21 protein-coding genes and 1 tRNA gene are annotated in these 24,081 nt (G+C 45.3%); 12 read left to right on the top strand and 10 right to left on the bottom strand.

The features are described 5' to 3' along the window. Positions 1–41 precede the first annotated feature (41 nt). Positions 42–653, top strand: a complete 612-nt coding sequence (locus tag R7Q09_RS11990) for a TIGR04211 family SH3 domain-containing protein (protein ID WP_005379900.1) — start codon at positions 42–44, stop codon at positions 651–653. Between the two features lie 88 nt (positions 654–741). On the opposite strand, the gene ggt is transcribed toward R7Q09_RS11990, so the two are convergent. The 3 genes from ggt to R7Q09_RS11975 all read right to left on the bottom strand — a co-directional run bounded on the left by ggt (position 742) and on the right by R7Q09_RS11975 (position 5,048). After that, on the bottom strand, positions 742–2,472 hold the full coding sequence (gene ggt, locus R7Q09_RS11985; protein WP_318070469.1) for a gamma-glutamyltransferase: 1,731 nt from the start codon (positions 2,470–2,472) through the stop codon (positions 742–744). Between the two features lie 273 nt (positions 2,473–2,745). Continuing rightward, positions 2,746–3,432 carry a general secretion pathway protein GspB gene (locus R7Q09_RS11980; RefSeq protein WP_005379904.1) on the bottom strand — a complete coding sequence of 229 codons (687 nt, stop codon included), beginning with the start codon at positions 3,430–3,432 and terminating at the stop codon, positions 2,746–2,748. Next, positions 3,432–5,048 (bottom strand): ExeA family protein, encoded by a 1,617-nt coding sequence (locus R7Q09_RS11975; RefSeq protein WP_213903643.1) that lies wholly within the window; start codon positions 5,046–5,048, stop codon positions 3,432–3,434. Before R7Q09_RS11975 ends, R7Q09_RS11980 begins: the two co-directional genes overlap by 1 nt. Positions 5,049–5,186: 138 nt before the next feature. On the opposite strand from R7Q09_RS11975, the gene R7Q09_RS11970 reads away from it, so the two are divergent. Beyond that, positions 5,187–6,407, top strand: coding sequence for a multifunctional CCA addition/repair protein (locus R7Q09_RS11970; protein ID WP_213962863.1), 1,221 nt, complete (start codon positions 5,187–5,189; stop codon positions 6,405–6,407). A gap of 52 nt (positions 6,408–6,459) precedes the next feature. Here R7Q09_RS11970 and R7Q09_RS11965 read toward each other — a convergent pair whose 3' ends face one another. The 3 genes from R7Q09_RS11965 to folB are packed head-to-tail and all read right to left on the bottom strand — an operon-like array spanning position 6,460 to position 8,116. Next, entirely contained in the window at positions 6,460–7,263 is an 804-nt protein-coding gene (locus R7Q09_RS11965) for an undecaprenyl-diphosphate phosphatase (RefSeq protein WP_137281697.1), read from the bottom strand. Between the two features lie 14 nt (positions 7,264–7,277). Continuing rightward, positions 7,278–7,760 (bottom strand): 2-amino-4-hydroxy-6-hydroxymethyldihydropteridine diphosphokinase, encoded by a 483-nt coding sequence (gene folK / locus R7Q09_RS11960; protein WP_005387457.1) that lies wholly within the window; start codon positions 7,758–7,760, stop codon positions 7,278–7,280. Next, positions 7,757–8,116, bottom strand: a complete 360-nt coding sequence (gene folB / locus R7Q09_RS11955) for a bifunctional dihydroneopterin aldolase/7,8-dihydroneopterin epimerase (protein WP_005387458.1) — start codon at positions 8,114–8,116, stop codon at positions 7,757–7,759. The genes folK and folB overlap by 4 nt, the downstream gene beginning before the upstream one ends. Before the next feature lie 250 nt (positions 8,117–8,366). Between folB and plsY the strand changes: the two genes are divergently transcribed. Continuing rightward, complete coding sequence (plsY, locus tag R7Q09_RS11950) at positions 8,367–8,978, top strand: glycerol-3-phosphate 1-O-acyltransferase PlsY (RefSeq protein WP_005379857.1); 612 nt, start codon at positions 8,367–8,369, stop codon at positions 8,976–8,978. Positions 8,979–9,012: 34 nt separating this feature from the next. Here plsY and R7Q09_RS11945 read toward each other — a convergent pair whose 3' ends face one another. Continuing rightward, complete coding sequence (locus R7Q09_RS11945; RefSeq protein WP_065274166.1) at positions 9,013–9,828, bottom strand: alpha/beta fold hydrolase; 816 nt, start codon at positions 9,826–9,828, stop codon at positions 9,013–9,015. A 176-nt stretch (positions 9,829–10,004) separates the two neighbouring features. After that, positions 10,005–11,021 (bottom strand): tRNA (adenosine(37)-N6)-threonylcarbamoyltransferase complex transferase subunit TsaD, encoded by a 1,017-nt coding sequence (gene tsaD / locus R7Q09_RS11940; RefSeq protein ID WP_005379854.1) that lies wholly within the window; start codon positions 11,019–11,021, stop codon positions 10,005–10,007. A 230-nt stretch (positions 11,022–11,251) separates the two neighbouring features. Here tsaD and rpsU point away from each other — a divergent pair, with 230 nt between their 5' ends. From rpsU to R7Q09_RS11910, 6 genes are all read left to right on the top strand, one after another. Then, positions 11,252–11,467 carry a 30S ribosomal protein S21 gene (gene rpsU, locus R7Q09_RS11935; RefSeq protein WP_001145625.1) on the top strand — a complete coding sequence of 72 codons (216 nt, stop codon included), beginning with the start codon at positions 11,252–11,254 and terminating at the stop codon, positions 11,465–11,467. 27 nt (positions 11,468–11,494) lie between these two features. After that, positions 11,495–11,938, top strand: a complete 444-nt coding sequence (locus tag R7Q09_RS11930; RefSeq protein WP_054574265.1) for a GatB/YqeY domain-containing protein — start codon at positions 11,495–11,497, stop codon at positions 11,936–11,938. Positions 11,939–12,087: 149 nt separating this feature from the next. After that, positions 12,088–13,854, top strand: coding sequence for a DNA primase (gene dnaG / locus R7Q09_RS11925; protein WP_054576656.1), 1,767 nt, complete (start codon positions 12,088–12,090; stop codon positions 13,852–13,854). A 99-nt stretch (positions 13,855–13,953) separates the two neighbouring features. Beyond that, a complete protein-coding gene (rpoD, locus tag R7Q09_RS11920) occupies positions 13,954–15,816 on the top strand; it encodes an RNA polymerase sigma factor RpoD (RefSeq protein ID WP_005395986.1) in 1,863 nt (620 codons plus the stop codon). 155 nt (positions 15,817–15,971) lie between these two features. Next, positions 15,972–16,047 (top strand) — tRNA-Ile (locus R7Q09_RS11915). Positions 16,048–16,309: 262 nt separating this feature from the next. Further along, the gene (locus R7Q09_RS11910) at positions 16,310–17,113 is read left to right on the top strand and encodes a MetQ/NlpA family ABC transporter substrate-binding protein (protein WP_017633488.1); all 804 of its coding nucleotides are present in this window, start codon (positions 16,310–16,312) and stop codon (positions 17,111–17,113) included. A 95-nt stretch (positions 17,114–17,208) separates the two neighbouring features. On the opposite strand, the gene R7Q09_RS11905 is transcribed toward R7Q09_RS11910, so the two are convergent. Then, entirely contained in the window at positions 17,209–17,484 is a 276-nt protein-coding gene (locus R7Q09_RS11905; RefSeq protein ID WP_005383040.1) for a hypothetical protein, read from the bottom strand. 229 nt (positions 17,485–17,713) lie between these two features. Between R7Q09_RS11905 and R7Q09_RS11900 the strand changes: the two genes are divergently transcribed. Next, positions 17,714–18,763 (top strand): DUF4382 domain-containing protein, encoded by a 1,050-nt coding sequence (locus R7Q09_RS11900; protein WP_262658967.1) that lies wholly within the window; start codon positions 17,714–17,716, stop codon positions 18,761–18,763. Positions 18,764–18,806: 43 nt separating this feature from the next. Here R7Q09_RS11900 and R7Q09_RS11895 read toward each other — a convergent pair whose 3' ends face one another. Beyond that, the gene (locus R7Q09_RS11895) at positions 18,807–19,526 is read right to left on the bottom strand and encodes an SIMPL domain-containing protein (protein ID WP_005379714.1); all 720 of its coding nucleotides are present in this window, start codon (positions 19,524–19,526) and stop codon (positions 18,807–18,809) included. Between the two features lie 233 nt (positions 19,527–19,759). Between R7Q09_RS11895 and R7Q09_RS11890 the strand changes: the two genes are divergently transcribed. Both R7Q09_RS11890 and R7Q09_RS11885 read left to right on the top strand, forming a co-directional pair. Continuing rightward, positions 19,760–21,511, top strand: a complete 1,752-nt coding sequence (locus R7Q09_RS11890; RefSeq protein WP_239932134.1) for a lysophospholipid acyltransferase family protein — start codon at positions 19,760–19,762, stop codon at positions 21,509–21,511. A gap of 608 nt (positions 21,512–22,119) precedes the next feature. Next, positions 22,120–24,072, top strand: coding sequence for a PTS mannitol transporter subunit IICBA (locus R7Q09_RS11885; protein WP_005379710.1), 1,953 nt, complete (start codon positions 22,120–22,122; stop codon positions 24,070–24,072). Positions 24,073–24,081: the final 9 nt, after the last annotated feature.

Here is a 24,081-nt window from a genome sequence, read left to right as displayed (position 1 = left end):
TGCCAACGCTGTCTCCAAGAAAAATCGTTAAGGGATTTACTGTGAAAAAACTAATCATCACGGTTTTGTTTACTTTGCTAGCAGCGCCAGCGGCCCTAGCAGCAGACCGTTATATTTCTGATGACCTCTTCACTTTTATGCACTCAGGTCCAAATAACACCTACCGTATTATTGGTAGTGTTAACGCCGGTTCTAAAGTACAACTGATTAAAACCAACCGAGATACTGGCTACACGCAAGTTCGTGATGACCGTGGTCGCACTGGTTGGGTACAAAGCAAGTTTGTGACAAACCAAGAGAGCATGGCAATTCGCCTTCCTCGCATTGAGAAAGAGCTAGCCGAAGTAAAAGAGCAGCTTGCTAATGCTCGTCAAACTTCTGATGCAGAGAAAGCCGGTCTTGTTACCTCTCTCGAAACACGTAACCAACAAATTTCAGATCTAGAAAATAAATACTCTGAGATCAGCGATCAGCTTACTTCTGTTGAAACAGAAAACCGCGAGCTACGCGCAAAACTGGATACTCAAAAAGATGACATGCTGCTTAAGTACTTCACTTATGGCGGCGGTGTCGCAGGTTTAGGTTTACTATTTGGTTTGATTCTTCCGCATGTCATGCCTCGTAGAAAGCGCTCTCCTGCGGGTTGGGCATAAACCCTCACGCTTTTATCTTTAAAAAGAACGCAAAAGCCAGTCGATATCGACTGGCTTTTTAGTTTGCTTCGTTTGACAGAAGTAAGTACTACTCCCCCATTGAACTAGAGGCTCGACGACGATCCGTTGCGCCATAAAGCTTGCCATCTTTTAGCTCAATTGCATTCAAACCGCTTACCACTGGAATAACGTGCACTGGGTAGCCAAGCTCCATAAACTCAGGCACCAGCATTTCTGCGAACGTTTTCTTTTCCACCAGCAAACCAGTCGGGTCATAAGACTTGGTGCGGTCTATCTTAGTGCCATACTGGATGTTTGGTAAGTCAATAGCCTCTTGCGCTGATAAATTCCAATCCAGCACCCCAACCACGGTTTTGAGTACATACCCCGGGATTTGCGAACTGCCCGGAGAACCAACCACCAAACGCAGGTTGTCGTCACTGTCCATCACCATTAATGGCGTAATGGCAGAACGTGGACGTTTACCCTCTTCAATCGAGTTCTGAGTTGGTTTACCGTTAACCGTTGGCAGAGGTGAGAAGTTAGCCATCTGCGCATTCAAGATAACGCCATCGACCATCACACCCGAGCCCATACCCGTTCCTACCGTGCTGGTCATCGCAATTGCATTTCCATCTCTATCGACGATAGAAATATGCCCTGTATCTTTGCTCTCGAAGCCTTGATATTGCGCATACTGAGTTTGCGTTATCTGTCCTGCTTTTGGATCCTCTTTTAAAGTGCCATTATCAGGGATTAAATCACGTCTCTGATCTAGATAGGCTTTAGACAATAACTGTTCAACTGGCGCTTCCACATAATCCGGATCTCCGGCATACGCAATACGATCGGCTTTTGCTATTCGCATCGCTTCAGTCATGAGACGCCAAGGTTCCACATCCGTTTTCGCCATATGGGCAATGTCATAGGGTGCGAGCAGTTCAAGACTCTGAGCGACCATCACACCGCCCGAAGCTGGGTAACCAAAAGAGACGATTTTATTCCCACGGTAGTCGCTCTCAATGATGTCACGCTGCTTCACTTGGTAATGTTTAAAATCTTCTAAAGACAACTTCTCGTGTTGGTCGTCAATACGACTATTAACCGTCTCTACGATGTGCTGACCAAGCTCACCACCATAAAGGTAACGATCGCCTTGTTGCGCGATCTTCCTCAGCGTCTCAGCCATCTTAGGGTTCTTCATCAAGGCTCCCGTCGGCTTAATATCGTCCCCTTGCCAATACAAGGCTTTCACTTCCGGATCTTGCTCAAGTCGGCTTTGCTCTCTTACTACGATGTCGTAGGTGTAGCTGTTCATCGCGTACCCATTGCTCGCCAATGTAATCGCCGGCTTAATCAGCTCTGCCCATGGCAACTTGCCGTATTGTTCATGAGTGGTGTAAAGCAACCGCAATGTGCCCGGAACCGCAACAGAACGAGGGCCTAATATTTCGTTGCGACTGAGTACTTCCCCATTCTCAACAAACATTTCAGGGTTCGCGCTAGAGGGCGCTTCATCTCGACCATCAAGGGCCAGAAATTTTTTCTCGTCATGTTGATAAAACAGCGCGAAAGTCCCGCCGCCAATTCCGGTCATATCTGGCTCAACGACAGACATCACCATCTGCATCGCGACCATAGCATCAACAGCGTTACCGCCTTCTTTCAATATTGAGTAACCGGTACTGCTCACGTAAGGATTCGTCGCACTGACCATGAAATCTTGCCCGCGACTATCTGGTGTAACTGGGAATGGGTCTGGCTTTGCTGCATAGCTTGTCGATGCAACAATGCTTAAAGAAAAAATCAGAATACGCATGTGTCTCTGTTTAGACTCCTATTATGTGATGGGGTCTAACGTGGACCAAGTCATTACTCCGAAGTTCGTGAAGATGGTGTCTTTTTACACAACGCTGACTGGAACCGCGCTATCAATAGATGAATGATATTGGTGCTGTTTAAACGACTGAGGAAAGCTATATTTTGCTTGTTTGAGTATCTAGAAATCATCACCAGAATAGATGCAAAAGATGCTCTGAAAAATAAAAAGCCAGCGATATGATTTCGCTGGCTTGATGTGTTTCTACACGAGTTACCCTTTCCACTCATACAACGCTGGTATACGAATTTGCTCACCTTGGAACTCAACAATCACAGCTTGCGGTTGTATTTCTCTTAGAGTGACCTGATCATCAACGACATCCCCCTGATGATACTCAACATTGTTAATTTTCACCCAACGGCGATTTTCATCACTAGCGTACATATGGGTTTGCAAATTAAGCGCAGGTAGACGCCCTTGCCACTGGTGAGCGTTGCGCTCTAAATCGTTCACGCGTGCCGTTTGTGATGACGAATTGTCATCATCTCGGGATAAGGCATTTTCGACCTTCCTAGCTAAATCAGGAGATAATGAGGATAAATCCAGATCATCCAAAGACAACCCGAGGTCCTCTTCAGCAGCAGAAGTCGTTTGGGTTGATGCTGAGTCGCGTGTTTCATCTCTGCTTGGTGTATGGCTCGTGTATTCATCGGGGGTGGTAAATGTACCAAAATCACGCGATAGCTCTGCACTTGGCCACTCTCTTGGCAATTGGGCCAACTGGGTGTTCTCTGGATAGTCTAATACTTTGAAAGGTGATACCACTTCGACCTTTTCTATCGGGGACGTTGTATCTACTTCAACACTCGGTGCAAAGAGATCTAAGTACCAAGCGACTCCAATAGCAGAAGCAGTGATTGGCAGCAAGAACAGACCTATATGTTTCACAGCTGACATTATGCGTCCTCCTTCTCTATTCTCGCCAGTTGAGGCGCATCTGGCTGAACATTTTGCTGAAGTCGGTCTAGCGTTCGCTTACCTGCAATACCATCGACACCAATTCCTTGCCAGCGTTGAAATAATTCGACTCGCTCTTTCATCGCACCATCAAAAATAGACGTTTCAAGCAGTGGCTCACTCACCGCTTCTGCTAATAATCGGTCTAATACTTCAATCGCAGGGCCTTCCATGTCTAAACGTAATGTTTCATTCAGCGGAGCATGCCACAGTTCGATAATATTGCCCTGCCACAACGGCTTTAGCCATGAAATTGGCAGACGGAGACGCTGCTTACCATTGAGCACTTCAGCTTGATCATTACCGACGGCATATAGAATGACATACCCAACATCACCTTGATAATTCAACTCCAAGATCACAGGGCGATTTTGTTGCATCAACAGCGGCCAAGTCGCCATTTTACGCTCACAACGCATAGTCGACTGCGGTTCTGACAAACAAAGATTATCGCGAACCGATGCTTGATATCCCCACAAACGATACAAATCATTTACAGCGAGGTTCGACTGTTTTTGTGTTAACAATAAATCACGCTGCTCATCCGTTAACTGTTGGCTGACGACGGTTGGTGTTGGCTCTACTCTTGGCTCCGTCACTTGTGTCAACACTGACGTCGCTTGAGCTGGCATATAATTCACGACCGCCCATCCCGTACTTAATGCAGCAATAAGGCCTACCGTGACAGAGCCCCAAGCAGGCCAACGGAAAGTCCGGCGCTCTTTTTTATCTTGCTGATAAATATCTGCCTGAAACTGCATCACCTCTTCACAGGCCTGCTGAACGGTTTGCTTATCCACAACCACATTACCCTGGTGATAACTAATGTTGAGGGATTTGTCACAGATAAGGTTGATGAGCCGCGGTATACCGTGACTGTATTTGGCTATAAGTTTACAAGAAGCACGATTAAACAGTTGCTGGTCGCCACCTGCTGTATGTAGTCGAAATGCGATGTAATCTTCTGTCTCTTTTTCATCCAACGGCAACAGGTGATAACGCCCGGTAATACGCTGGGCAAGTTGGCGTAGTTGTGTTGTTTGTAATAACCGCTGCAATTCAGGCTGCCCGACCAACAACACTTTGAGCAGTTTTCTGGTATCGGTTTCCAAGTTAGTCAACAAGCGCAACTGCTCTAAAACGTCGGCAGCAAGGTGTTGAGCCTCATCAATGACCAGCAATGTCTGCCAGCCTGAACGATAATTACGCAGCAAATATTGATGGATAACCTGGTTTAGCTGTTTGAGGTTTGCGTCTGGCGGATAGGTGATTTTGAACTCATCACAAATGGCCTCGAGCAAGTCTCTACTCGAAAACGTGGGATTGAGAATAAGACCCGCTTTGGTGTTATCACCCAAATTCGCCAGCATCGCTTTTGCGACGGTCGTTTTGCCTGTACCTACTTCGCCAGTAAGCATAGCAAAGCCACCGCCATCGCCTAGCCCAGCTTGGAGATGTGTGATTGCCTCTTTGTGACGTTGGCTTAAATACAAATAACGTGAGTTTGGAACAATCGAAAATGGTTGTTCGACAAACCCAAAAAAGTCCTTATACATTAGGCTCTCCAGCTAAAAAACCACCTGAGAATAGTCAGATATAATATAAACATAGCCGCATCTACTCTCGGGAGTAAAGAAAAGTACCATTGCTTGCTACAATGTCCAACGGCATATCCATAAATTAAGAGGTAATTCGTGCAAGTTTATTTAGTAGGTGGCGCAGTTCGAGATAAATTGCTCGGAATTGATAGTTATGACAATGATTGGGTGGTCGTAGGCGCGACGCCTGAGATGATGTTGTCCCAAGGGTACACCGCCGTTGGTAAAGACTTTCCTGTATTTCTGCATCCCAAAAGTAAAGAAGAACATGCCCTTGCACGAACAGAGAGAAAGTCAGGTTCTGGTTACACTGGTTTTGAATGTTTCTTCGATCAAAACGTCACCTTAGAAGAAGATTTGATACGTCGTGATTTAACCATTAACGCGATGGCAATGGAGAGTGATGGCACGATCCATGACCCATATGGTGGCCAGCAAGATCTCAACGATAAACTGCTACGCCATGTATCAGACGCCTTTATTGAAGATCCTCTACGCGTTTTACGTGTCGCTCGCTTCGCAGCGAAGCTTGCTGATCTAAACTTTACGGTTGCCGACGAAACTATGCGGTTAATGCGTCACATGGCAGAGTCCGGAGAGCTGAGCACACTGACTCCCGAGCGTGTTTGGCAAGAATGGCATAAATCTCTCTCTACTCCTCGCCCTGATATTTTCTTATCGGTTCTACGAGACTGTGGTGCATTAACCGTGGTGTTACCTGAAATTGATGCACTATTTGGCGTACCTCAACCTGAGAAGTGGCATCCAGAAATCGATACTGGCATCCATACTTTGATGGTGGCAGAGCAAGCCGCAAAATTGAGTAACTCACTCCCCGTCAGGTTTGCCGCCCAAGTGCATGACTTGGGTAAAGGCGTGACGCCAGAGAGCGAATGGCCAAGCCACAAAATGCATTGCCATACAGGATTAAAACTGATCAAAAAGCTGTGCGAACGTGTCCGGGTACCAAATGAGTTTCGTGATTTAGCCTTGATGGTGTGCGAACAGCACTCCAATATTCATCGCGCGGCTGAACTTAAACCACAAACCATAATTAAAATACTCAATAAACTTGATGTGTGGCGTAAGTCCGAACGTCTGCAAGATATCTTGCTTTCCTGCCAAGCGGATCACGCTGGTCGTAAAGGACTGGAAACGCAACCATATCCACAGGCGGATATTTTTAGGCAAGCCTACCAAGCAGCAGCGGCAGTTGACGTTCAAACCATAATCAAAGAGGGCTTTAAAGGCCCTGCGATTCGTGACGAGCAAGAAAAACGACGTATTGAAGCAGTGAAAGCAGCACTTAAGAAGTAACGAACAAACAAAAACGCCCGCGGATTTCACGGGCGTTTTTCGTTAACATCAATTATGCACTTAATAGAAAAGCGAACAAACCGACGCCCAAAATCAGACGGTAAATCACAAACGGTGTCATGCCCATGCGTGAAATCATCTTCAAGAAGAAGTGGATACAGATGTACGCACTAATAAACGATGTGATAATGCCAGTAAGTAAGAAACCAACATGGACAGGTTCACCACTGGTCACTAACTTCATACCTAAGTAGCTACCAGCTAATGTAATGATTGGGATCGACATTAAAAATGAAAAGCGGGCAGCCGCTTCTCGAGTAAAGCCAAGGTAAAGCGCTGCTGTAATGGTCGCCCCTGAACGTGAAGTTCCAGGAATCATCGCTAAGGCTTGGGCAATACCGATAAATACAGCTTTCTTCCAACCCGTTTGGTATTCATCGGCAACGAGTTCAGCGTTTTTGTCTACCCACCATAGCAACAAGCCAAATACGATCGTGGTAGTCGCGATGACGTAAGCGCTACGTAGATACACTTCAATGATGTCTTTCATCAATAGGCCGAACACACAAGCTGGAATCGTCGCAATCACGATCATCCAAGCCAATTTAGCTTCTTTACTGCGATCTCCTTTAAAGATCGAAGCAAATAACGCTTGAAACAAAGTGATTACTTCATGACGAAAATAGATCACGACAGCCATTAATGTACCGACGTGAACAGCAACATCAAAGGCTAGACCTTGGTCTTCCCATCCTAAAATAGCGGAAGGCAGGATCAAATGGGCAGAGCTTGAGATAGGCAAAAACTCTGTCAGCCCCTGAATCAGAGCCAAAATAAAGGCTTCAAAATAACTCATGTAAACAACTCAAATTAAAAATGAAAGGAAACGGGTTTGAGCGAATCGACTGGCTGCATAGCATGCCAAATGTCTGCGACTGTGCGTCCATCGCCTGGGATCACTAATTGCGGTTCGAGATCATACAGCGGCTTTGTGACAAAAGGATATTTGTAGATATCACTGCGAGGTAGCTCAGGTTTTTTCTTGGAGACGCGCTCACCGAACAACACTATATCGAGATCCAGTGTTCGATCCTGATACTTTTGCGCGTTTTCTTCGCGTCCCCACTTAAATTCAATCTCGCGTAGTTGATGGCTCAACTCTTCTAATGACAACTCGGTACGCATTGCAACGACAAAGTTGTAGAAATTCTTGCTGCTAAAGCCAATAGGTTCGCATTCATATATCGGTGATACGAGGAGATTTTCTCCAAGCCGTTGCAGCTCCTGATACGCAGCAAGCACATGTTGCTCTCTTTCTACGTTCGTCCCAACACCGATATAAGTGGTGATCATGCTCGTCCTCGCTCAATCACCACACCAACAGCACGTGCTTGCGGCACGGCGCCAGGCTTCGCTAGGCGGATTTTCACCCAAGGCACAGAGAAACGCTGCATGATAAGCTCTGCTACTTCTTCAGCCACGCGCTCGACCAGTAAGAAACGACCATTTTCAATGTGGTTAAGTACCGCCTCACTCACCTGCGAATAATCCAGTGCATCTTGCACATCATCACTTTTGCCCGCAGGTTTATTATCGTGTGCCATTTCAATATCTAGAACCAACTTTTGTTTGATTTGTTGTTCCCAGTCGTACACGCCAATGGTGGTGATTACTTCTAACTGTTCAATAAAAACTTTATCCAGAGCCATCTTATGTCCTTCTATTACAGAGGTCGGATACCCGTGAGGGGTAATTTGATCGTAGTATTCTATACCTAAGTAACATTTACTTTGGTCATCACAATGTTACTTAGGTATAAACTGCGAAAGCATCTTTATATACAAGAAATCACATAATGCAAGCTCTATCACAGTGAGGATTTCTGCATTATGTAAATTCGGGGTATGATAGCAACTACGCGGGAACCGAGCATTAAATTCCAATCCATCAAGGACTTCTATGGACGCACTGGCACTGATAATGACAATGGCCGCCTATTTATTAGGTTCGGTTTCCAGTGCGGTTTTGATCTGTCGACTCTTAAAACTGCCAGACCCACGCAGTGTGGGATCTAACAATCCTGGAGCAACGAACGTATTGCGTATTGGCGGACGAGGAGCCGCTGTTTCAGTCTTGTTGTGCGATATGCTCAAAGGCACTATCCCCGTGTGGGGCGGATACTTTCTTGGTATCGACCCTATCATTCTTGGCGTCATCGCCATTGCTGCCTGTCTTGGCCACATGTACCCCATCTTTTTCCACTTTAAAGGCGGAAAAGGTGTCGCAACCGCGCTTGGCGCTATCGCTCCGATTGGTTTGGACTTAACAGGATTGGTGATGTTAACTTGGCTGTCAGTAGCCGCGCTATTCCGCTATTCATCCTTAGCGGCTCTCGTCACGGTTTTGGTCACTCCGTTTTATACTTGGATGTTTAAACCGCAATACACGTTACCTGTTGCTATGCTGTGTTGCTTAATCGTATTTAAGCATCATCAAAATATTCGTCGGCTTTTGTCTGGCGACGAGCCAAAAATCGGCGAGAAGAAACTGACACAAAAAAACTCGGCTTAATGCCGAGTTTTTCGTTTAAAGAGGGATGCATTGGTTATGCATGAACTCGATTCAGGAAGTTCAACAACATTTGGTTGACGAACTCCGGCTGTTCTAAACAACTGATGTGTCCCGCTTGCGGAATTTCTACCAACTCACTGCCTGTGATACAGTCTTTCATTAAATAAGATTCAAAAACTGGACGGGGTTTATCTTCACAGCCCACTGCAATTAACGTCGGCAGAGCAAATTTTTCCGAATCCTCAATCACATCCCGGCGACCAAACACCATGCGCCCTATGCGAGCTACTTCCACCGCACGCTCACCATTCAGGTCTTCTAAACTGCGTTTGAATGAAGCGACAAGTTTAGGGTTATCCTGATTGACGTTGTTGGCAAAGAACAGCGGCACAACGGCTTCAATAATTGGCGCAGGCACTGCTTGGACTTGGCTGATGGTATCAAGCATTGCAAAATACTTCTTATACGTAACTTCTGGCTCCCAGCCAATGAAGGTATCCATCAATACCAGTGACTTAACACGTTGCGGCGCTTGAGCCGTTAGCTCTGCTCCCCACATGCCGCCAACAGATAAGCCCACTATCGAGAACTCTTCGATATCTAAATGATCCATCAATGCCAACATATGTTGTGCATAGTCGGCCAATGACTGTGTCGATGCAGGTGCAGCGTCCGATTCACCATGTGCCCAAAGATCTGGCACAATACAACGGAATGACTGGCTTAAAACCTCAACTTGCGGCGCCCACATTTGGCTATCCCAAAGGTAACTATGACCAAATAGAAGCACAGGGCCCTCACCTTTATCTAGATAAGCAAGTTGCTGACCTTCAATTTCAAACTTATTCATTGTTATATCCATTTCTTATTCTTCCACGTCATCCTAGCACTGAAACAATAGCGAACTGCTCGCATCAGTCAGAATGTAAAACGAGGCGGTTCATTGAATAATTAAAAATAAAGGCCTCTGAGGAGCAGAGACCTTTATTACACAGAACCGGTTTCAAACCTACCGCATAAATTTGACTAAGCGACAGGTGTTAGTTGATCAATTGGCCAACGTGGACGAGCCTCTACTGACATATCAGCCACTTCGCCATTCTTCAAGCGCTGCATGCCTGCGTAAGCGATCATCGCACCGTTATCTGTACAGAACTCAGTACGTGGGTAGTAAACTTCGCCACCAACTTTCTTCGCTAACTTCTCTAACTCAGCTCGCAAACGACGGTTAGCACTCACACCACCAGCAATAACAATGCGTTTCATGCCTGTTTGCTCAAGCGCGCGCTTACATTTAATAGCCAACGTAGCACACACAGCCTCTTCAAATGCCAATGCGATGTCCGCGCGGGTTTGCTCGTCATCACCGTTTGCAGCAATCGTGTTAGCCGTAAAGGTTTTTAGACCAGAGAAACTCATGTCCAAACCTGGCACATTCGTCATTGGGCGTGGGAACTTAAAGCGGCCCGGTGTACCTTTTTCCGCCAGTTTAGATAATAGTGGACCGCCTGGGTAATCCAAACCCATTAGCTTCGCTGTTTTATCAAACGCTTCGCCCGCCGCATCATCAATCGACTCACCTAGAATTTTGTACTCACCGATGCCTCTCACTTCCACCATCATAGAGTGACCGCCCGATACTAATACCGCCACAAACGGGAACGGTGGAGGGTTATCTTCCAACATTGGGGCCAATAGGTGACCTTCCATATGATGAACAGGTACCGCTGGCACTCCCCAAGCATAAGCAATACTGCGACCGATAGTCGCACCCACTAATAGCGCCCCAACAAGACCAGGCCCTGCGGTATACGCGACACCATCGATGTCTTTTGAAGTTAAGTTCGCTTCTTTTAGTGCCTCTTTAATAAGAGGAATGGTTTTCTTTACGTGGTCACGTGAAGCCAACTCAGGCACCACACCGCCGTAATCTGCGTGCAGTTTTACTTGGCTGTATAGCTTGTGTGACAAGAGACCGTTTTCATCGTCATAAATTGCGATGCCAGTCTCGTCACAAGAGGTTTCAATACCAATAATGCGCATGGTTTTCTCAGTATGCTTTCTGTATAGAGGAAATTTGGGCGTCATATTACCTCGCCTTGGTGCTGCAAACAAATTTTGTACAGACAATAATCGACAAAAGGCTTTACAAAGTAGTTGTGATCGGATTAAAATTCCGCACCATTTTTGATCAAGCTGGTAAGAGACCTAACAATTGTGATTTGGTCTGTTGAATACCAGCGTTAACGAATAACCCCTGAGGTGAAAGGCATATGCCAGTAGTTAAAGTACGTGAAAACGAACCGTTCGACGTTGCTCTACGTCGTTTTAAGCGCTCTTGCGAAAAAGCAGGTATCCTTTCTGAAGTGCGTCGTCGTGAGCACTACGAAAAACCAACTACAGTTCGCAAACGCGCTAAAGCAGCAGCTCAAAAGCGTCACGCTAAGAAGCTAGCTCGTGAAAACGCTCGTCGCGTTCGCCTGTACTAATAACTGAGCTCCAAAAGGAATTTAGTTATGGCTCTGATTGATCAACTCAAAGAAGAGCAAAAATTAGCGATGAAAGCCAAGGACAAATTGCGCCTTGGTACTATTCGTTTAGCCCTATCAGCAATCAAGCAACGTGAAGTTGACGAACAGATTACTCTGAACGATGACGACATTCTTGCAGTATTGACCAAGATGGTTAAACAACGTCGCGACTCTGTAACGCAGTTTGAAGCAGCGGGTCGTCAAGATCTTGCTGATGCGGAACAAGCAGAAATTACCGTTCTTGAGGACTTTATGCCTCAACCACTGACAGACGAAGAAGTAGCGGCTCTCATCGAGAACGCGATTGCTGAATCTGGAGCAGCTGGCATGCAAGACATGGGCAAAGTAATGGGCGTTCTGAAACCGCAAATTCAAGGGCGTGCAGATATGGGTAAAGTAAGCGGTTTAGTTCGCGCTAAATTGGCTTAAGGTACCCCACCCAATTGCAGCAAGCCGTGCTATCCTTTGGAGCGCACGGCTTGTTTGTATCTGGATGGATGGAATGAAATCAATGGGCAATACGCTCATTCTTTTAAGGCATTCACTCCACTCATCATCTTCTTTTTTTGTTAGGTTTTATGGCTGGACACATCCCTCGCAGTTTTATCGATGACCTTCTAGCTCGACTTGATATTGTCGATATCATCGACGCACGTGTGAAACTTAAGAAAAAAGGCAAAAACTACGGCGCATGCTGCCCTTTCCACAACGAAAAGACACCCTCATTCAGTGTCAGTCAAGAAAAGCAGTTCTACCATTGTTTTGGTTGTGGCGCGCACGGAAATGCCATCGATTTTTTGATGGAATTCGACCGACTAGAATTCGTCGAAGCCATTGAAGAACTCGCTTCATACTTGGGTTTAGATGTTCCTCGAGAACAACGTGGCGGCGGTAATGGTTCGTTTCAGTCAGGCCCACAAGCAAGCAGCAGTGAAAAACGTAACCTATACGACTTAATGGGCAGCATTGCTCAATTTTATCGTAACCAACTCAAACAGCCAGCAAGTAAGGTGGCGATTGAGTATCTAAAAGATCGTGGCCTGTCTGGTGAAATCGTCCAGAAGTTTGGCATCGGCTATGTGGCTGATGAATGGGATTTAGTTCGTAAGAACTTTGGCCAGAATAAAGAAAACCAAGACATGCTCGTCACAGGCGGCATGTTGATTGAAAACGATAAAGGCAACCGCTACGACCGATTCCGTGGTCGAGTGATGTTTCCTATTCGAGACAGACGCGGCCGAGTAATAGGCTTTGGTGGTCGAGTATTAGGTGATGGGACACCAAAATATCTCAACTCACCCGAAACCCCGATATTTCATAAAGGTAAAGAGTTGTATGGCCTTTATGAAGTACTACAAGCGTATCGTGAGCCACCACAAATTTTAGTGGTTGAAGGCTATATGGATGTTGTCGCGCTTGCTCAATATGGCGTAGATTATTCCGTTGCCTCATTAGGAACCTCGACAACGGGCGATCACTTGCAGGTGTTATTCAGGCAAACAAGCACCGTCGTGTGTTGTTATGACGGTGACCGCGCAGGCCGTGAAGCCGCGTGGCGTGCCATGGAAAATGCATTGCCTTACCTAACGGATGGTCGCCAGTTAAAATTCATGTTTTTGCCGGATGGAGAAGATCCCGACTCTTATATCCGACAAAACGGAAAACAAGCATTTGAGCAGCAAGTGTCTAATGCGATGCCCTTGTCTGAATTCATGTTCAGCTCATTGACTCAGCAGGTCGACATGAGCACGAAAGAAGGCATGGCAAAACTGAGTACTCTTGCGGTTCCTCTCATTGATAAAGTCCCTGGCGGCACTTTAAGACTATACTTGAGAGAATTGCTTGGCCGCCGTTTGGGTTTGGTTGATGAACGCCAACTACAGCAGCTAATTTCAAAACAAGGTAAAGAGGATAAAAGGCCTCAACCTCATAAAGAAATCAAGCGAACGCCGATGCGAGAAGTGATCGCGTTACTGATTCAAAACCCACAATACGTAAGTATGGTGCCAGATCTAACTAGCGTTAGAGATTTGCCCATTCCTGGTCTAAGTTTATTTGTTGATGTACTTGATAAATGCCAAGCGCATCCCCATATCAACACAGGCCAATTATTAGAGCATTGGCGAAACAGCCAAAATGAGACCCTTCTGTCTCGTCTCGCGAGTTGGGACATTCCACTCGATGAGGACAACCAAGAAGAAATCTTTTTAGACTCACTGGATAAAATTATTGCCCAGTGCGTAGAAAAACAAATTGAAAACCTGCAGGCCAAAGCAAGAAGTGTCGGTTTATCAGCCGAAGAGAAAAGGGAGCTGCTAGCACTTATGCTAGATTTAAAAGCGTAACCCTGTTTAATTAGTCAGCAACGATTTAATTTGTTATAGTAAGTGGTTTGCATTTCGCATACTGATTCCTTCACCAGATTACGAAGTTGGATACCGTCTATGGATCACAATCCGCAGTCACAGCTAAAGTCACTTGTTATTAAAGGCAAGGAACAAGGCTATCTGACCTACGCCGAAGTAAATGACCACCTACCTGCTGAAATCGTAGATTCAGAACAGGTAGAAGACATCATTCAGATGATCAACGACATGGGCATTAAGGTAGTAGAAACTGCTCCTGATGCTGATGATTTAGCACTGAACGATGACACAAATATTACCGATGAAGATGCAGCCGAAGCTGCAGCCGCTGCACTTTCTAGCGTAGAGAGTGAGATTGGTCGTACAACAGACCCAGTACGTATGTACATGCGTGAGATGGGTACTGTCGAACTTCTAACTCGCGAAGGCGAAATCGACATCGCAAAACGTATTGAAGAAGGTATTAACCAAGTTCAATCGTCTGTTGCTGAATACCCAGGCACAATTCCGTACATTCTTGAGCAATTTGACAAAGTTCAAGCTGAAGAACTACGTCTTACAGACCTAATTTCAGGTTTTGTAGATCCAGATGCTGACGACACCGCTGCACCAACGGCAACACACATCGGTTCTGAACTGACTGAATCTCAGTTAGAAGAAGAAGACGATGAAGACGTTGATGACGACGAAGATAGCGATGACGATTCAGATGATTCTGAAGAAGATGTAGGTATCGATCCAGAATTAGCGCTAGAGAAATTCAACCAACTACGCAGCACCTATCAAAATCTTCAATTAGCAATCAACGAGTACGGCTATAACAGCCCGAAAGCAACCGTTGCTAATGAAATGATGCTAGACGTATTCCGCGAGTTTCGTCTAACGCCTAAACAGTTTGATCACCTAGTGAATGAACTGCGTACTGCTATGGATCGCGTTCGTACACAAGAGCGTCTGATCATGAAGTCAGTGGTTGAATACGGCAAAATGCCGAAGAAATCATTCATCGCGCTGTTCACTGGTAATGAATCAAGTGAAGCTTGGCTGGATGAAGTTCTTGCTTCAGACAAGCCATACGCTGAAAAGATCAAACGTAACGAAGAAGAAATCCGTCGTTCAATCGCTAAGCTAAAAATGATTGAAGAAGAGACTTCTCTAAACGTACAGAACATTAAAGACATCAGCCGTCGTATGTCTATCGGTGAAGCAAAAGCTCGCCGTGCGAAGAAAGAGATGGTTGAAGCGAACTTGCGTCTTGTAATTTCTATCGCGAAGAAATACACCAACCGTGGCCTACAGTTCTTGGATCTGATCCAGGAAGGTAACATCGGTCTGATGAAAGCGGTAGATAAGTTCGAATATCGTCGTGGTTACAAGTTCTCGACTTACGCAACGTGGTGGATCCGTCAGGCAATCACTCGTTCAATCGCGGACCAAGCACGTACGATTCGTATCCCGGTACACATGATCGAAACGATCAACAAGCTAAACCGTATTTCTCGTCAAATGTTGCAAGAGATGGGTCGCGAGCCACTACCGGAAGAACTGGCAGAGCGCATGCAAATGCCAGAAGACAAGATTCGTAAAGTTCTAAAAATCGCTAAAGAGCCTATCTCAATGGAGACACCAATCGGTGACGACGAAGATTCGCATCTAGGTGATTTTATCGAAGATACAACGCTAGAACTTCCGCTAGATTCTGCAACTGCAACTAGCCTTAAGGTGGCAACAAAAGACGTGCTTGCAGGTCTAACGCCACGTGAAGCGAAAGTACTTCGTATGCGCTTTGGTATCGACATGAACACTGACCATACTCTAGAAGAAGTTGGTAAGCAGTTCGACGTTACTCGTGAGCGTATCCGTCAGATCGAAGCAAAAGCACTACGTAAACTTCGTCACCCAAGCCGCTCAGAGACTCTGCGCAGCTTCCTAGACGAATAATCGCAGCGCATACAAGCTTTTAGAAATCAAAAAAGGTGACTTTAGGTCACCTTTTTTATTATCTACTGTTCTAAGTGGATAAAAACTAAGCGCAATTGCCCTAGTTGGTATCTAGACACCTTGCAACGCTTCCCCTATAATCGTTGTCCTATTAAGGCCCCTTAGCTCAGTGGTTAGAGCAGTCGACTCATAATCGATTGGTCCGCAGTTCAAGTCTGCGAGGGGCCACCATATTTCGAAAGGCGTAGCAGGTTAATACCTGCTACGCCTTTTTTGTATCTTATATCTTTGGGTACAATTTCGGTTGCGGTAACTCGTCATTAACCTCGTAATAGCTTTTCCTCTTCCCCTTTTCTTTAACTATTATCTGGCTTTCTATATGTAGCAATGAAACAAAATGTCCGCTCGTGATTTAAACCATTGACCCTCAGACAACTTCTGATAGGATGGACATACAAACGTATGGACGTCTAAAACAAAAAATGGAGCTACAATGAAAAGTATTGGTCACTTAAAGAAACTAGCTTTGATTCTCACGGCAGTAGTCGGCTTAAGCGCTTGTGGAGAAAAAGATGACTCTGTCATTAAAGTGGGCGCGACAGTTGGGCCACATGCACAAGTAGTCGAGGCGGTAGCGAAGGAGGCAGCGAAGCAAGGTTTGAATGTCGAAGTCATTGAGTTTTCTGACTACGTGACACCTAATGCCGCTCTTAGCGATGGTAGCATCGATATTAATAGCTATCAGCACCAGCCATTTTTAGACAACTTCAACAGTAGCCATAACGCCCAATTAGTATCAATTGGTCAGTCCATTCTTATGCGTATGGGGCTTTATTCCAATAAGTATCGCTCACTGCAAGAGCTTCCAAACAATGCACGTATAGCGCTTCCAAATGACCCTACCAACGGTGGTCGTGGTCTGTTGCTACTCGCCGATGCAGGTTTAATTGAGCTGAAACAGGGTGTTGGCCATAAAGCCGCCCTAACTGATATCACAAAAAACGCAAAATCATTTGAATTTGTCGAGGTAGATGCCGCTCAGCTACCAAGAACATTAGATGATGTGGACGCGGCTGCGATTACAATGAACTACGTAATGTCTTCTGGTTTAGATCCGAAGAAACAAAGTATCTATCTTGAAGCAAAAGACGCCCCATTAGCAGTCATGGTCATCGCCACTCGTGACGCAGACAAAAATAATGAAGCGTATAAAAAGTTCGTTTCTATTTATCAATCTCAAGCGATTCGTGATTATCTCGATCGCACTTTCAAAGGCACAATCGAAGCAGCTTTTTAATCAATAAAGCAGCGAATATTTTGCTCCACGAATCAGATAGAAAAGAGGCTAATGTTTTCTCATAGCCTCTTCTTTTCATTACTCACTAAATCGACTCATTGTCGACTTTCAGCCTCTAACTTCATTGCCAAATAAGCTTGGTCAGCAGAAACCAATTCAGGACGGTTAATCAACTTCCAGAGGAAGTATGGTGGGATTAAAAATACGATGAAGTAGAGAGATTCATGGAAGAAAACATCGGCTATCGTTTGCTGATGCTCCCAAAGTGCCGTCAGTGCGAAGAGCTCTAACATCACGCCTAATACGCCAAAGACGACAGAGACAACAATCGCTAAACCCAGTAGTTCTCTAATAAAGTGCTTGTATGCCATGATACTAATTCCTTCTAGCAATAAGTCATACTAACTTACGCTCATAAGAAAGAAGCCAGCTTGACTATCATCAAACTCCCCTCATCACAGTTAAGAACTTAGTTTTATAAAAAAGGACTTGTATATAGCACCATTGAAGATTGACCTTTCTATCACAATACAATGACATCATTTCTCGACTTTGAGACTAGCCTTTTACATTTATCAGCAGTGTAAACAAGAGGTCATAATGAAAAAATATACCTATCCTTTACTTGCTATCTCAGGTGGTCTTTTATTGACGGGCTGCGGTAGCGACGACTCTTCATCCGATACAGAAGCAGCCACTTTTTCTCTCAGCGTTTCCGATGCTCCTGTCGACGATGCCAACAAAATCGTTTTAGCGTTTCAAGATGTTGTCCTTGTACCATTTGACCCTGAAACTGGCGAGCAAACTGGAGAACACATTCTGTTAGATGCTAGTGACAATGGAGCACTACACCAAGTTGATCTAATGGAATATCAGGGAAGCAACGCTAAAACGATCATTCACGAACAGGACATCGCTCCTGGTGATTATGCTATGTGTGTGTACGCTAAAGACGGCAAACAATTAAACGATACAACACTGTCATACGTAGAGAAGACAGACGGCAACATCAAAGGCTTAGTTGTACCTAGCCGAGGCAGCTGTTTTGGTTTTAAACCAGATACGAGCGATCAAGGTCGCTTAAAGTTTTCGCAAAAAGGTCAGTATGTAAAAATTCATACTGGTCATAATAGCTATGTTGTCGAGTTTGACTTACGCAAAGGTCTGGCGGATCCAACAGGCAAAGATTACATGAACATGAACTCTAATGCGGTAAGCTTAGTAAACGCATCAGAATCAGGTCATATTAGTGGTGAAGTCAGTGAAATTCAGTATCAAGCATGTGAAGCAGACAGTGCCGCATCAAATGCAATAAATGACGTTCCTGTCGTTCACTCTGTTTATCTGTATACAGGTTCAATGGATCGCTCAACCATGGGCGATATGGGTGCGACAGATCCACTCAACGCGCCAGTTGCGGTAGCTAACGTGAATGAATCGCAAGACGAAGAAGGTAATACAACCTACAGCTACGAGTTTGGTTACATCGGCCCGGGTACTTACAGCATTGGCTACACATGTACTGCGTATATTGATACGCCAGACGCTCATGAAACTTCAGAAGACGGTTTCTTGATTTACCAGCACTACACGCCAGTTGATGTTGTCGAGGCAGAGCTGACAACTCAGGACATTAATCCAATTCTTTAAGTCACCACATTAAAAAAGCCGCTCGTACTGAGCGGCTTTTTACTTAGTCAGAAAGGTAATATTGAACCGTCGATACCACTCGTACTTTCTTAATGTAAGGCGTGTTGCTGTCTCGGTCATAAATCGAGAACTGCCCTTGAGTTGCACGTTTGATCTTACCCAGTGAACTCTGTGAGTCTTTCGCAAATTTCTCAGCCACTTCACGCGCATTCTTAGTCGCTTCTTCGATCATGTCTGGCTTCACATCATTCAGCTTAGTAAAGCTGTACTCAACACGATTTGCATAAGGATCTTGGTTAAGCAAAACGCCTTGTTTTCCTAGCTCACCTATTTCATTGATTGCCGCTCGAACAACATCAACACTCTGGCTGTAAACCGTAACGGTTCGCGAGGCCAAATAACGATACTCAATGTCTTGCTCGCTCCCATATTGCTGTGCTTTTCTGTCAATGACCGCAGGGGAAGAAAGGGAAACGCTGGTTTCAGGAAGCCCTTTGGCACTTAGAAAGTCCAAAATCAAACGGGTTTGCTGGTCAATTTCATCAAACATGGCTCCCATATCATTACTCGCTAGAGTAAATTGAATCGGCCAAATCACCGTATCAGCAGGATACTCACGCTCCGACAAACCTTTTACTGTCACGACTCTTTCATAGGCTCGGTATTTCACCGCCGTCTGCTGCATAAAATAGCCAAGGATGCCAAGACCAAGTATCAAACTTAGCCCAATCCAAAGTGCTGCTTTATTGGAAACTCGTTCCATTATTTCCCCCTGATAAATATCAACTTAGCTTAATCTTTGTTCTAGATAAGATAGCCTATCTATTGTTTTAAGAGGGAGACATAACGCGAGTTTTGATTCATAGCACAGTGATATACCGTTTTCTTTAGTCAATAAAGCTTCATTGGTTTGTCACCAAAGGCTCATGCTTTTGCCTCTTAACTGTCATCTGTAATTTCTACTATCCAATCAGCAACTTGTACGCTGAGGTAAATATGGATAGTTCAACCCCTTTTCGTCTCCCTCGTAAAACGCCGTTTGGCATTGGTGAAAACGTTGCTGAATGGGCAACCGGTTTAAACCAACTTGATAAGTTCTACGCCCAACGCCCCGTTAATGCCGATACCAAAACTTTTCTCCGCTTCACGCTGGATATCTTAGGTATCGATTATCGCATTGCTCATGGTTCACTCGACTCAGTACCTAAACAAGGTGCTACCGTCATTGTGGCGAACCATCCGCTTGGTTGTGTGGAAGGCGTCATCTTGGCCGAACTCTTGTTGATGGTACGAGACGATATCCAAATTCTAGCCAATCAATACCTGAAAACCGTGCCGGAGTTAGATCAGCTCTTCATTGGTGTCGATGTGTTTGAAGGCAAAGACGCCGTCAAATCGAATATGAAGGCCCTCAGAGCGGCTAATAAACACCTAGCAAGTGGCGGCTTACTGCTTGTCTTTCCTGCCGGTGAGGTTTCCCAGTTAGTCGATGCCAAACAGCAACGCTTGGAAGATAAAGCGTGGAGTCGAAGCGTAAGTAGCCTAATCCGCAAAAACAAAGCAACGACAGTTCCAGTATTCATCAGTGGTCAGAACTCGAAACGCTTCTATATGGCAGGGAAAATCCATCCACTTTTGCGTACCCTAATGCTCGGGCGGGAGCTACTGAACAAACATGCACAAACCATCAACTTGTCTTTTGGCCAAGCGATTAAATTCAAAGAGCTCAACACACTTAACGATGATCAAGTGGTGAACTATTTGCGGCTCAACACTTACTTGCTCAATCGTGAACCCCATTCAGTGAAGCCTTCTTCTTCATCAGAAATGCTCTCTCCAATAGCGGCAGGGTTACCCGTAGGCGAATTGCTTGAAGAGCTGAACGGCTTACCAAAAGAGTCCAAGCTGCTAACAAGTGGTGAGTTCGATGTCTACTGCACGGAGTCGCAGAATATCCCTTCCCTACTGCATGAAATTGGTCGCCTACGTGAGCTCAATTTTCGACAAGTTGGCGAAGGGACGGGACTAGCAATAGACATTGACCATTTCGATCATGATTACCTGCATCTGTTTGTGTGGGACAGAGAGAACCAATGCTTGGTGGGCGCGTATCGTTTAGGTCTGGTTGATCAACTGATTCAAAAGCGCGGCGTAGCAGGTCTGTATTCACGAACGTTGTTTAACTATGACCAACGCTTTATCGACCAAATGGGTAAATCCATTGAGATGGGGCGCTCTGTGATTGCACAGCAATATCAAAAGAGCATGAGCGCGCTACTGCTGCTGTGGAAAGGCATCGCAACGTTCGTTCATCAAAACCCAGATTACACTCACCTATTTGGTCCGGTAAGCATTAGCAACGACTATAGTGATACTGCACGCCAACTGCTGGCTCAATCAATGACGCTTCACCACTACGATAACAACTGCGCAGAGTATGTCACACCTTCTAACCCACTTCCTGAGCACCACCGTGACTGGAACACCAGCATGCTCACTGCTCTGGGTGATTTACAGCTATTGTCACGTGTCATTGCCAGAATCGATGAAGGGAAAGGAGTGCCCGTTTTGCTGCGTCAGTACTTAAGCCTCAATGGCAAGCTGGTATGCTTCAACGTCGACCCTGCATTCAATAACGCTCTAGATGGATTGATTATGGTGGATTTGCGCGATGTTCAAGAAAAGACGTTGGCAAGGTATATGGGACGCGAGCAAGCTCATGACTACCTCGTCTATCATACTAAATAGCAACGATGATTAAGAACAGTGATTAAATAGAGAGTTGGGAATCACAAGAAGAACCGTGTGGCGACTCTCTTTATTTACCCTTTCATTAACTAATTAGGCGTGCTCCGTGAAGTGCGCCGAAAAGACTCTTATAGATACAATCTATCGAAAGATCTAGATAGCATTTATCTCGCCAATTCCGTCACAAACTTTCACAAAAAACAAAAACAGATCCAAGTCACACTTTAAATTCACCACAACTCAACACAAAACGTGATATTGATCATCACAAGTATTTAATTCGAATTTCAAAAAAAATTAAAAGTGATCAAAGTCACAAGGTATTTTAATTTTAAATTTGTCAGAAGATCGGATTGATCACTAAGATTTTTATTGACAGATTTGAAAGTGGCTTTTTGTTATTAAGTTACAAGTTAATAAGTTGAACTTGGTCACTTAAAAACCGTTTCTCAGCCTAAGAAATGCGGGCGTAGATCACAAAAAACCCGTTGTCAGTTCCAATTGGAAAATGTGTGGTAAATTGATTGGGTACTAAGCAATCAAACAAACGGTTTTGGCGAACCGTTTACTACAACAAGATTCATCAGAACATCGAACGGGGAATTGTTATGATATCACCAGATGCCAAGATCAAGATACAAAATTTTGGTCGTTTTCTGTCAAACATGGTAATGCCAAACATCGGCGCGTTTATCGCGTGGGGCTTTATCACTGCTCTATTTATCCCAACAGGATGGCTACCAAACGAAACGTTAGCCTCTATGGTTGGCCCAATGATTACCTACTTGCTGCCACTACTTATCGGTTACACCGGTGGTAAATTAGTTGGTGGCGATCGTGGTGCGGTAGTCGGTGCAATCACAACAATGGGTGTGATTGTCGGCACAGACATCCCAATGTTTATGGGTGCAATGATGGTCGGCCCAATGGGCGGCTGGGCTATCAAGAAATTCGATAACTACATCGATGGTAAAGTAAAAAGTGGCTTCGAGATGTTGGTTAACAACTTCTCTGCGGGCATCATCGGCATGCTATGTGCGATCCTTGCTTTCATCTTTATCGGTCCATTCGTAAAAATTCTTTCTGGTGGCTTGGCGGCTGGCGTTAACTTCCTAGTTTCTGCTCACCTACTACCACTGACTTCAATCTTCGTTGAACCTGCGAAGATCCTGTTCCTAAACAATGCGATCAACCACGGTATTTTCTCTCCACTGGGTATCCAACAAGCGTCTGAAACAGGTCAGTCGATCTTCTTCCTAATCGAAGCAAACCCAGGTCCTGGTCTAGGTATCCTGCTAGCTTACATGGTGTTTGGTAAAGGTACGGCTCGTCAAACGGCAGGTGGTGCATCAATCATCCACTTCTTCGGCGGTATCCACGAGATTTACTTCCCATACATCCTAATGAACCCTCGCCTAATCCTTGCGGCTATCGCAGGTGGTATGACTGGCGTATTCGTTCTAACTATCTTTAACGCAGGTATTGTTTCTCCAGCATCACCAGGTTCAATCTTTGCAATCTTGTTGATGACTCAGAAAGGCTCAATCGTTGGTGTTCTAGCGTCTATCGCAGCAGCAACAGGTGTGTCATTCGCGGTAGCAGCACTGCTAATGAAGACGCAAACGTCAACAGAAGAAGACGGTGATGAAGCAGCACTAGAAAAAGCAACATCACAAATGAAAGACATGAAATCTGCATCTAAAAACGATGCGGTGGTAAACAGCCAAAGCAAAGGTGACGTAGACCTAGCGACAGTACAAAGCATCATTGTCGCTTGTGATGCGGGCATGGGCTCGAGTGCAATGGGCGCGAGCATGCTACGCAAAAAGGTTCAAGACGCAGGTCTGAACATCCACGTAACCAACCTTGCCATTAACAGCTTACCAGAGAGTGCAGATATCGTGATTACTCATAAAGACTTAACGGATCGTGCACGTAAGCATGCTCCAAACGCACACCACATTTCATTGACTAACTTCCTAGACAGCGAGATGTACAACCAGCTAGTCACCAAACTACTAGCAGCGCAAAACCAATCCGCAGCCAATGACGACCAAATGGTAAAAGTTTCGCTCGTGGCAGCAAACGACGACAACTTCGAGCCACAGCAAACGTCGGTGTTCCAAATCCAGCGTGAAAACATTCACCTAGGTTTGAAAGCTGCCAACAAAGAAGAAGCGATTCGCTTCGCGGGCAACAAGTTGGTCGAACTTGGCTACGCAGAACCAGAATACGTAGACGCGATGTTTGAGCGTGAAGCATTGGTTCCAACTTACCTAGGCGAATCTATCGCAGTGCCTCACGGTACGGTGGAAGCGAAAGACCGCGTGAAGAAAACCGGCATTGTAATCTGCCAATACCCATCGGGTATCCAATTTACTGAAGACGACGACGATGTTGCGAAACTGGTTATCGGCATTGCCGCTAAGAACGATGAGCACATCCAGGTGATTACCACCATTACGAACGCGCTCGATGAGCCGGAGGCAATTGAGAAGCTAACCAGCACCAACGATGTGGAAGAGATTCTAAACATCCTTGGCGGTCAACAAGCGGCTTAATTACCCCTT

Source organism: Vibrio sp. 2130-1 (genome assembly GCF_033339515.1).
The sequence above is the reverse complement of the archived record's forward strand: the minus strand, read 5'-3'. Positions and strand labels throughout refer to the sequence as shown.

Excerpts from the sequence above, each read along its gene's own strand:
- ggt (WP_318070469.1), bottom strand. The coding sequence starts at position 2,472 with ATGCGTATTCTGATTTTTTCTTTAAGCATTGTTGCATCGACAAGCTAT.
- R7Q09_RS11980 (WP_005379904.1), bottom strand. The coding sequence starts at position 3,432 with ATGTCAGCTGTGAAACATATAGGTCTGTTCTTGCTGCCAATCACTGCT.
- R7Q09_RS11975 (WP_213903643.1), bottom strand. The coding sequence starts at position 5,048 with ATGTATAAGGACTTTTTTGGGTTTGTCGAACAACCATTTTCGATTGTT.
- R7Q09_RS11965 (WP_137281697.1), bottom strand. The coding sequence starts at position 7,263 with ATGAGTTATTTTGAAGCCTTTATTTTGGCTCTGATTCAGGGGCTGACA.
- folK (WP_005387457.1), bottom strand. The coding sequence starts at position 7,760 with ATGATCACCACTTATATCGGTGTTGGGACGAACGTAGAAAGAGAGCAA.
- folB (WP_005387458.1), bottom strand. The coding sequence starts at position 8,116 with ATGGCTCTGGATAAAGTTTTTATTGAACAGTTAGAAGTAATCACCACC.
- plsY (WP_005379857.1), top strand. The coding sequence starts at position 8,367 with ATGGACGCACTGGCACTGATAATGACAATGGCCGCCTATTTATTAGGT.
- R7Q09_RS11945 (WP_065274166.1), bottom strand. The coding sequence starts at position 9,828 with ATGAATAAGTTTGAAATTGAAGGTCAGCAACTTGCTTATCTAGATAAA.
- tsaD (WP_005379854.1), bottom strand. The coding sequence starts at position 11,021 with ATGCGCATTATTGGTATTGAAACCTCTTGTGACGAGACTGGCATCGCA.
- rpsU (WP_001145625.1), top strand. The coding sequence starts at position 11,252 with ATGCCAGTAGTTAAAGTACGTGAAAACGAACCGTTCGACGTTGCTCTA.
- R7Q09_RS11930 (WP_054574265.1), top strand. The coding sequence starts at position 11,495 with ATGGCTCTGATTGATCAACTCAAAGAAGAGCAAAAATTAGCGATGAAA.
- dnaG (WP_054576656.1), top strand. The coding sequence starts at position 12,088 with ATGGCTGGACACATCCCTCGCAGTTTTATCGATGACCTTCTAGCTCGA.
- rpoD (WP_005395986.1), top strand. The coding sequence starts at position 13,954 with ATGGATCACAATCCGCAGTCACAGCTAAAGTCACTTGTTATTAAAGGC.
- R7Q09_RS11910 (WP_017633488.1), top strand. The coding sequence starts at position 16,310 with ATGAAAAGTATTGGTCACTTAAAGAAACTAGCTTTGATTCTCACGGCA.
- R7Q09_RS11905 (WP_005383040.1), bottom strand. The coding sequence starts at position 17,484 with ATGGCATACAAGCACTTTATTAGAGAACTACTGGGTTTAGCGATTGTT.
- R7Q09_RS11900 (WP_262658967.1), top strand. The coding sequence starts at position 17,714 with ATGAAAAAATATACCTATCCTTTACTTGCTATCTCAGGTGGTCTTTTA.
- R7Q09_RS11895 (WP_005379714.1), bottom strand. The coding sequence starts at position 19,526 with ATGGAACGAGTTTCCAATAAAGCAGCACTTTGGATTGGGCTAAGTTTG.
- R7Q09_RS11890 (WP_239932134.1), top strand. The coding sequence starts at position 19,760 with ATGGATAGTTCAACCCCTTTTCGTCTCCCTCGTAAAACGCCGTTTGGC.
- R7Q09_RS11885 (WP_005379710.1), top strand. The coding sequence starts at position 22,120 with ATGATATCACCAGATGCCAAGATCAAGATACAAAATTTTGGTCGTTTT.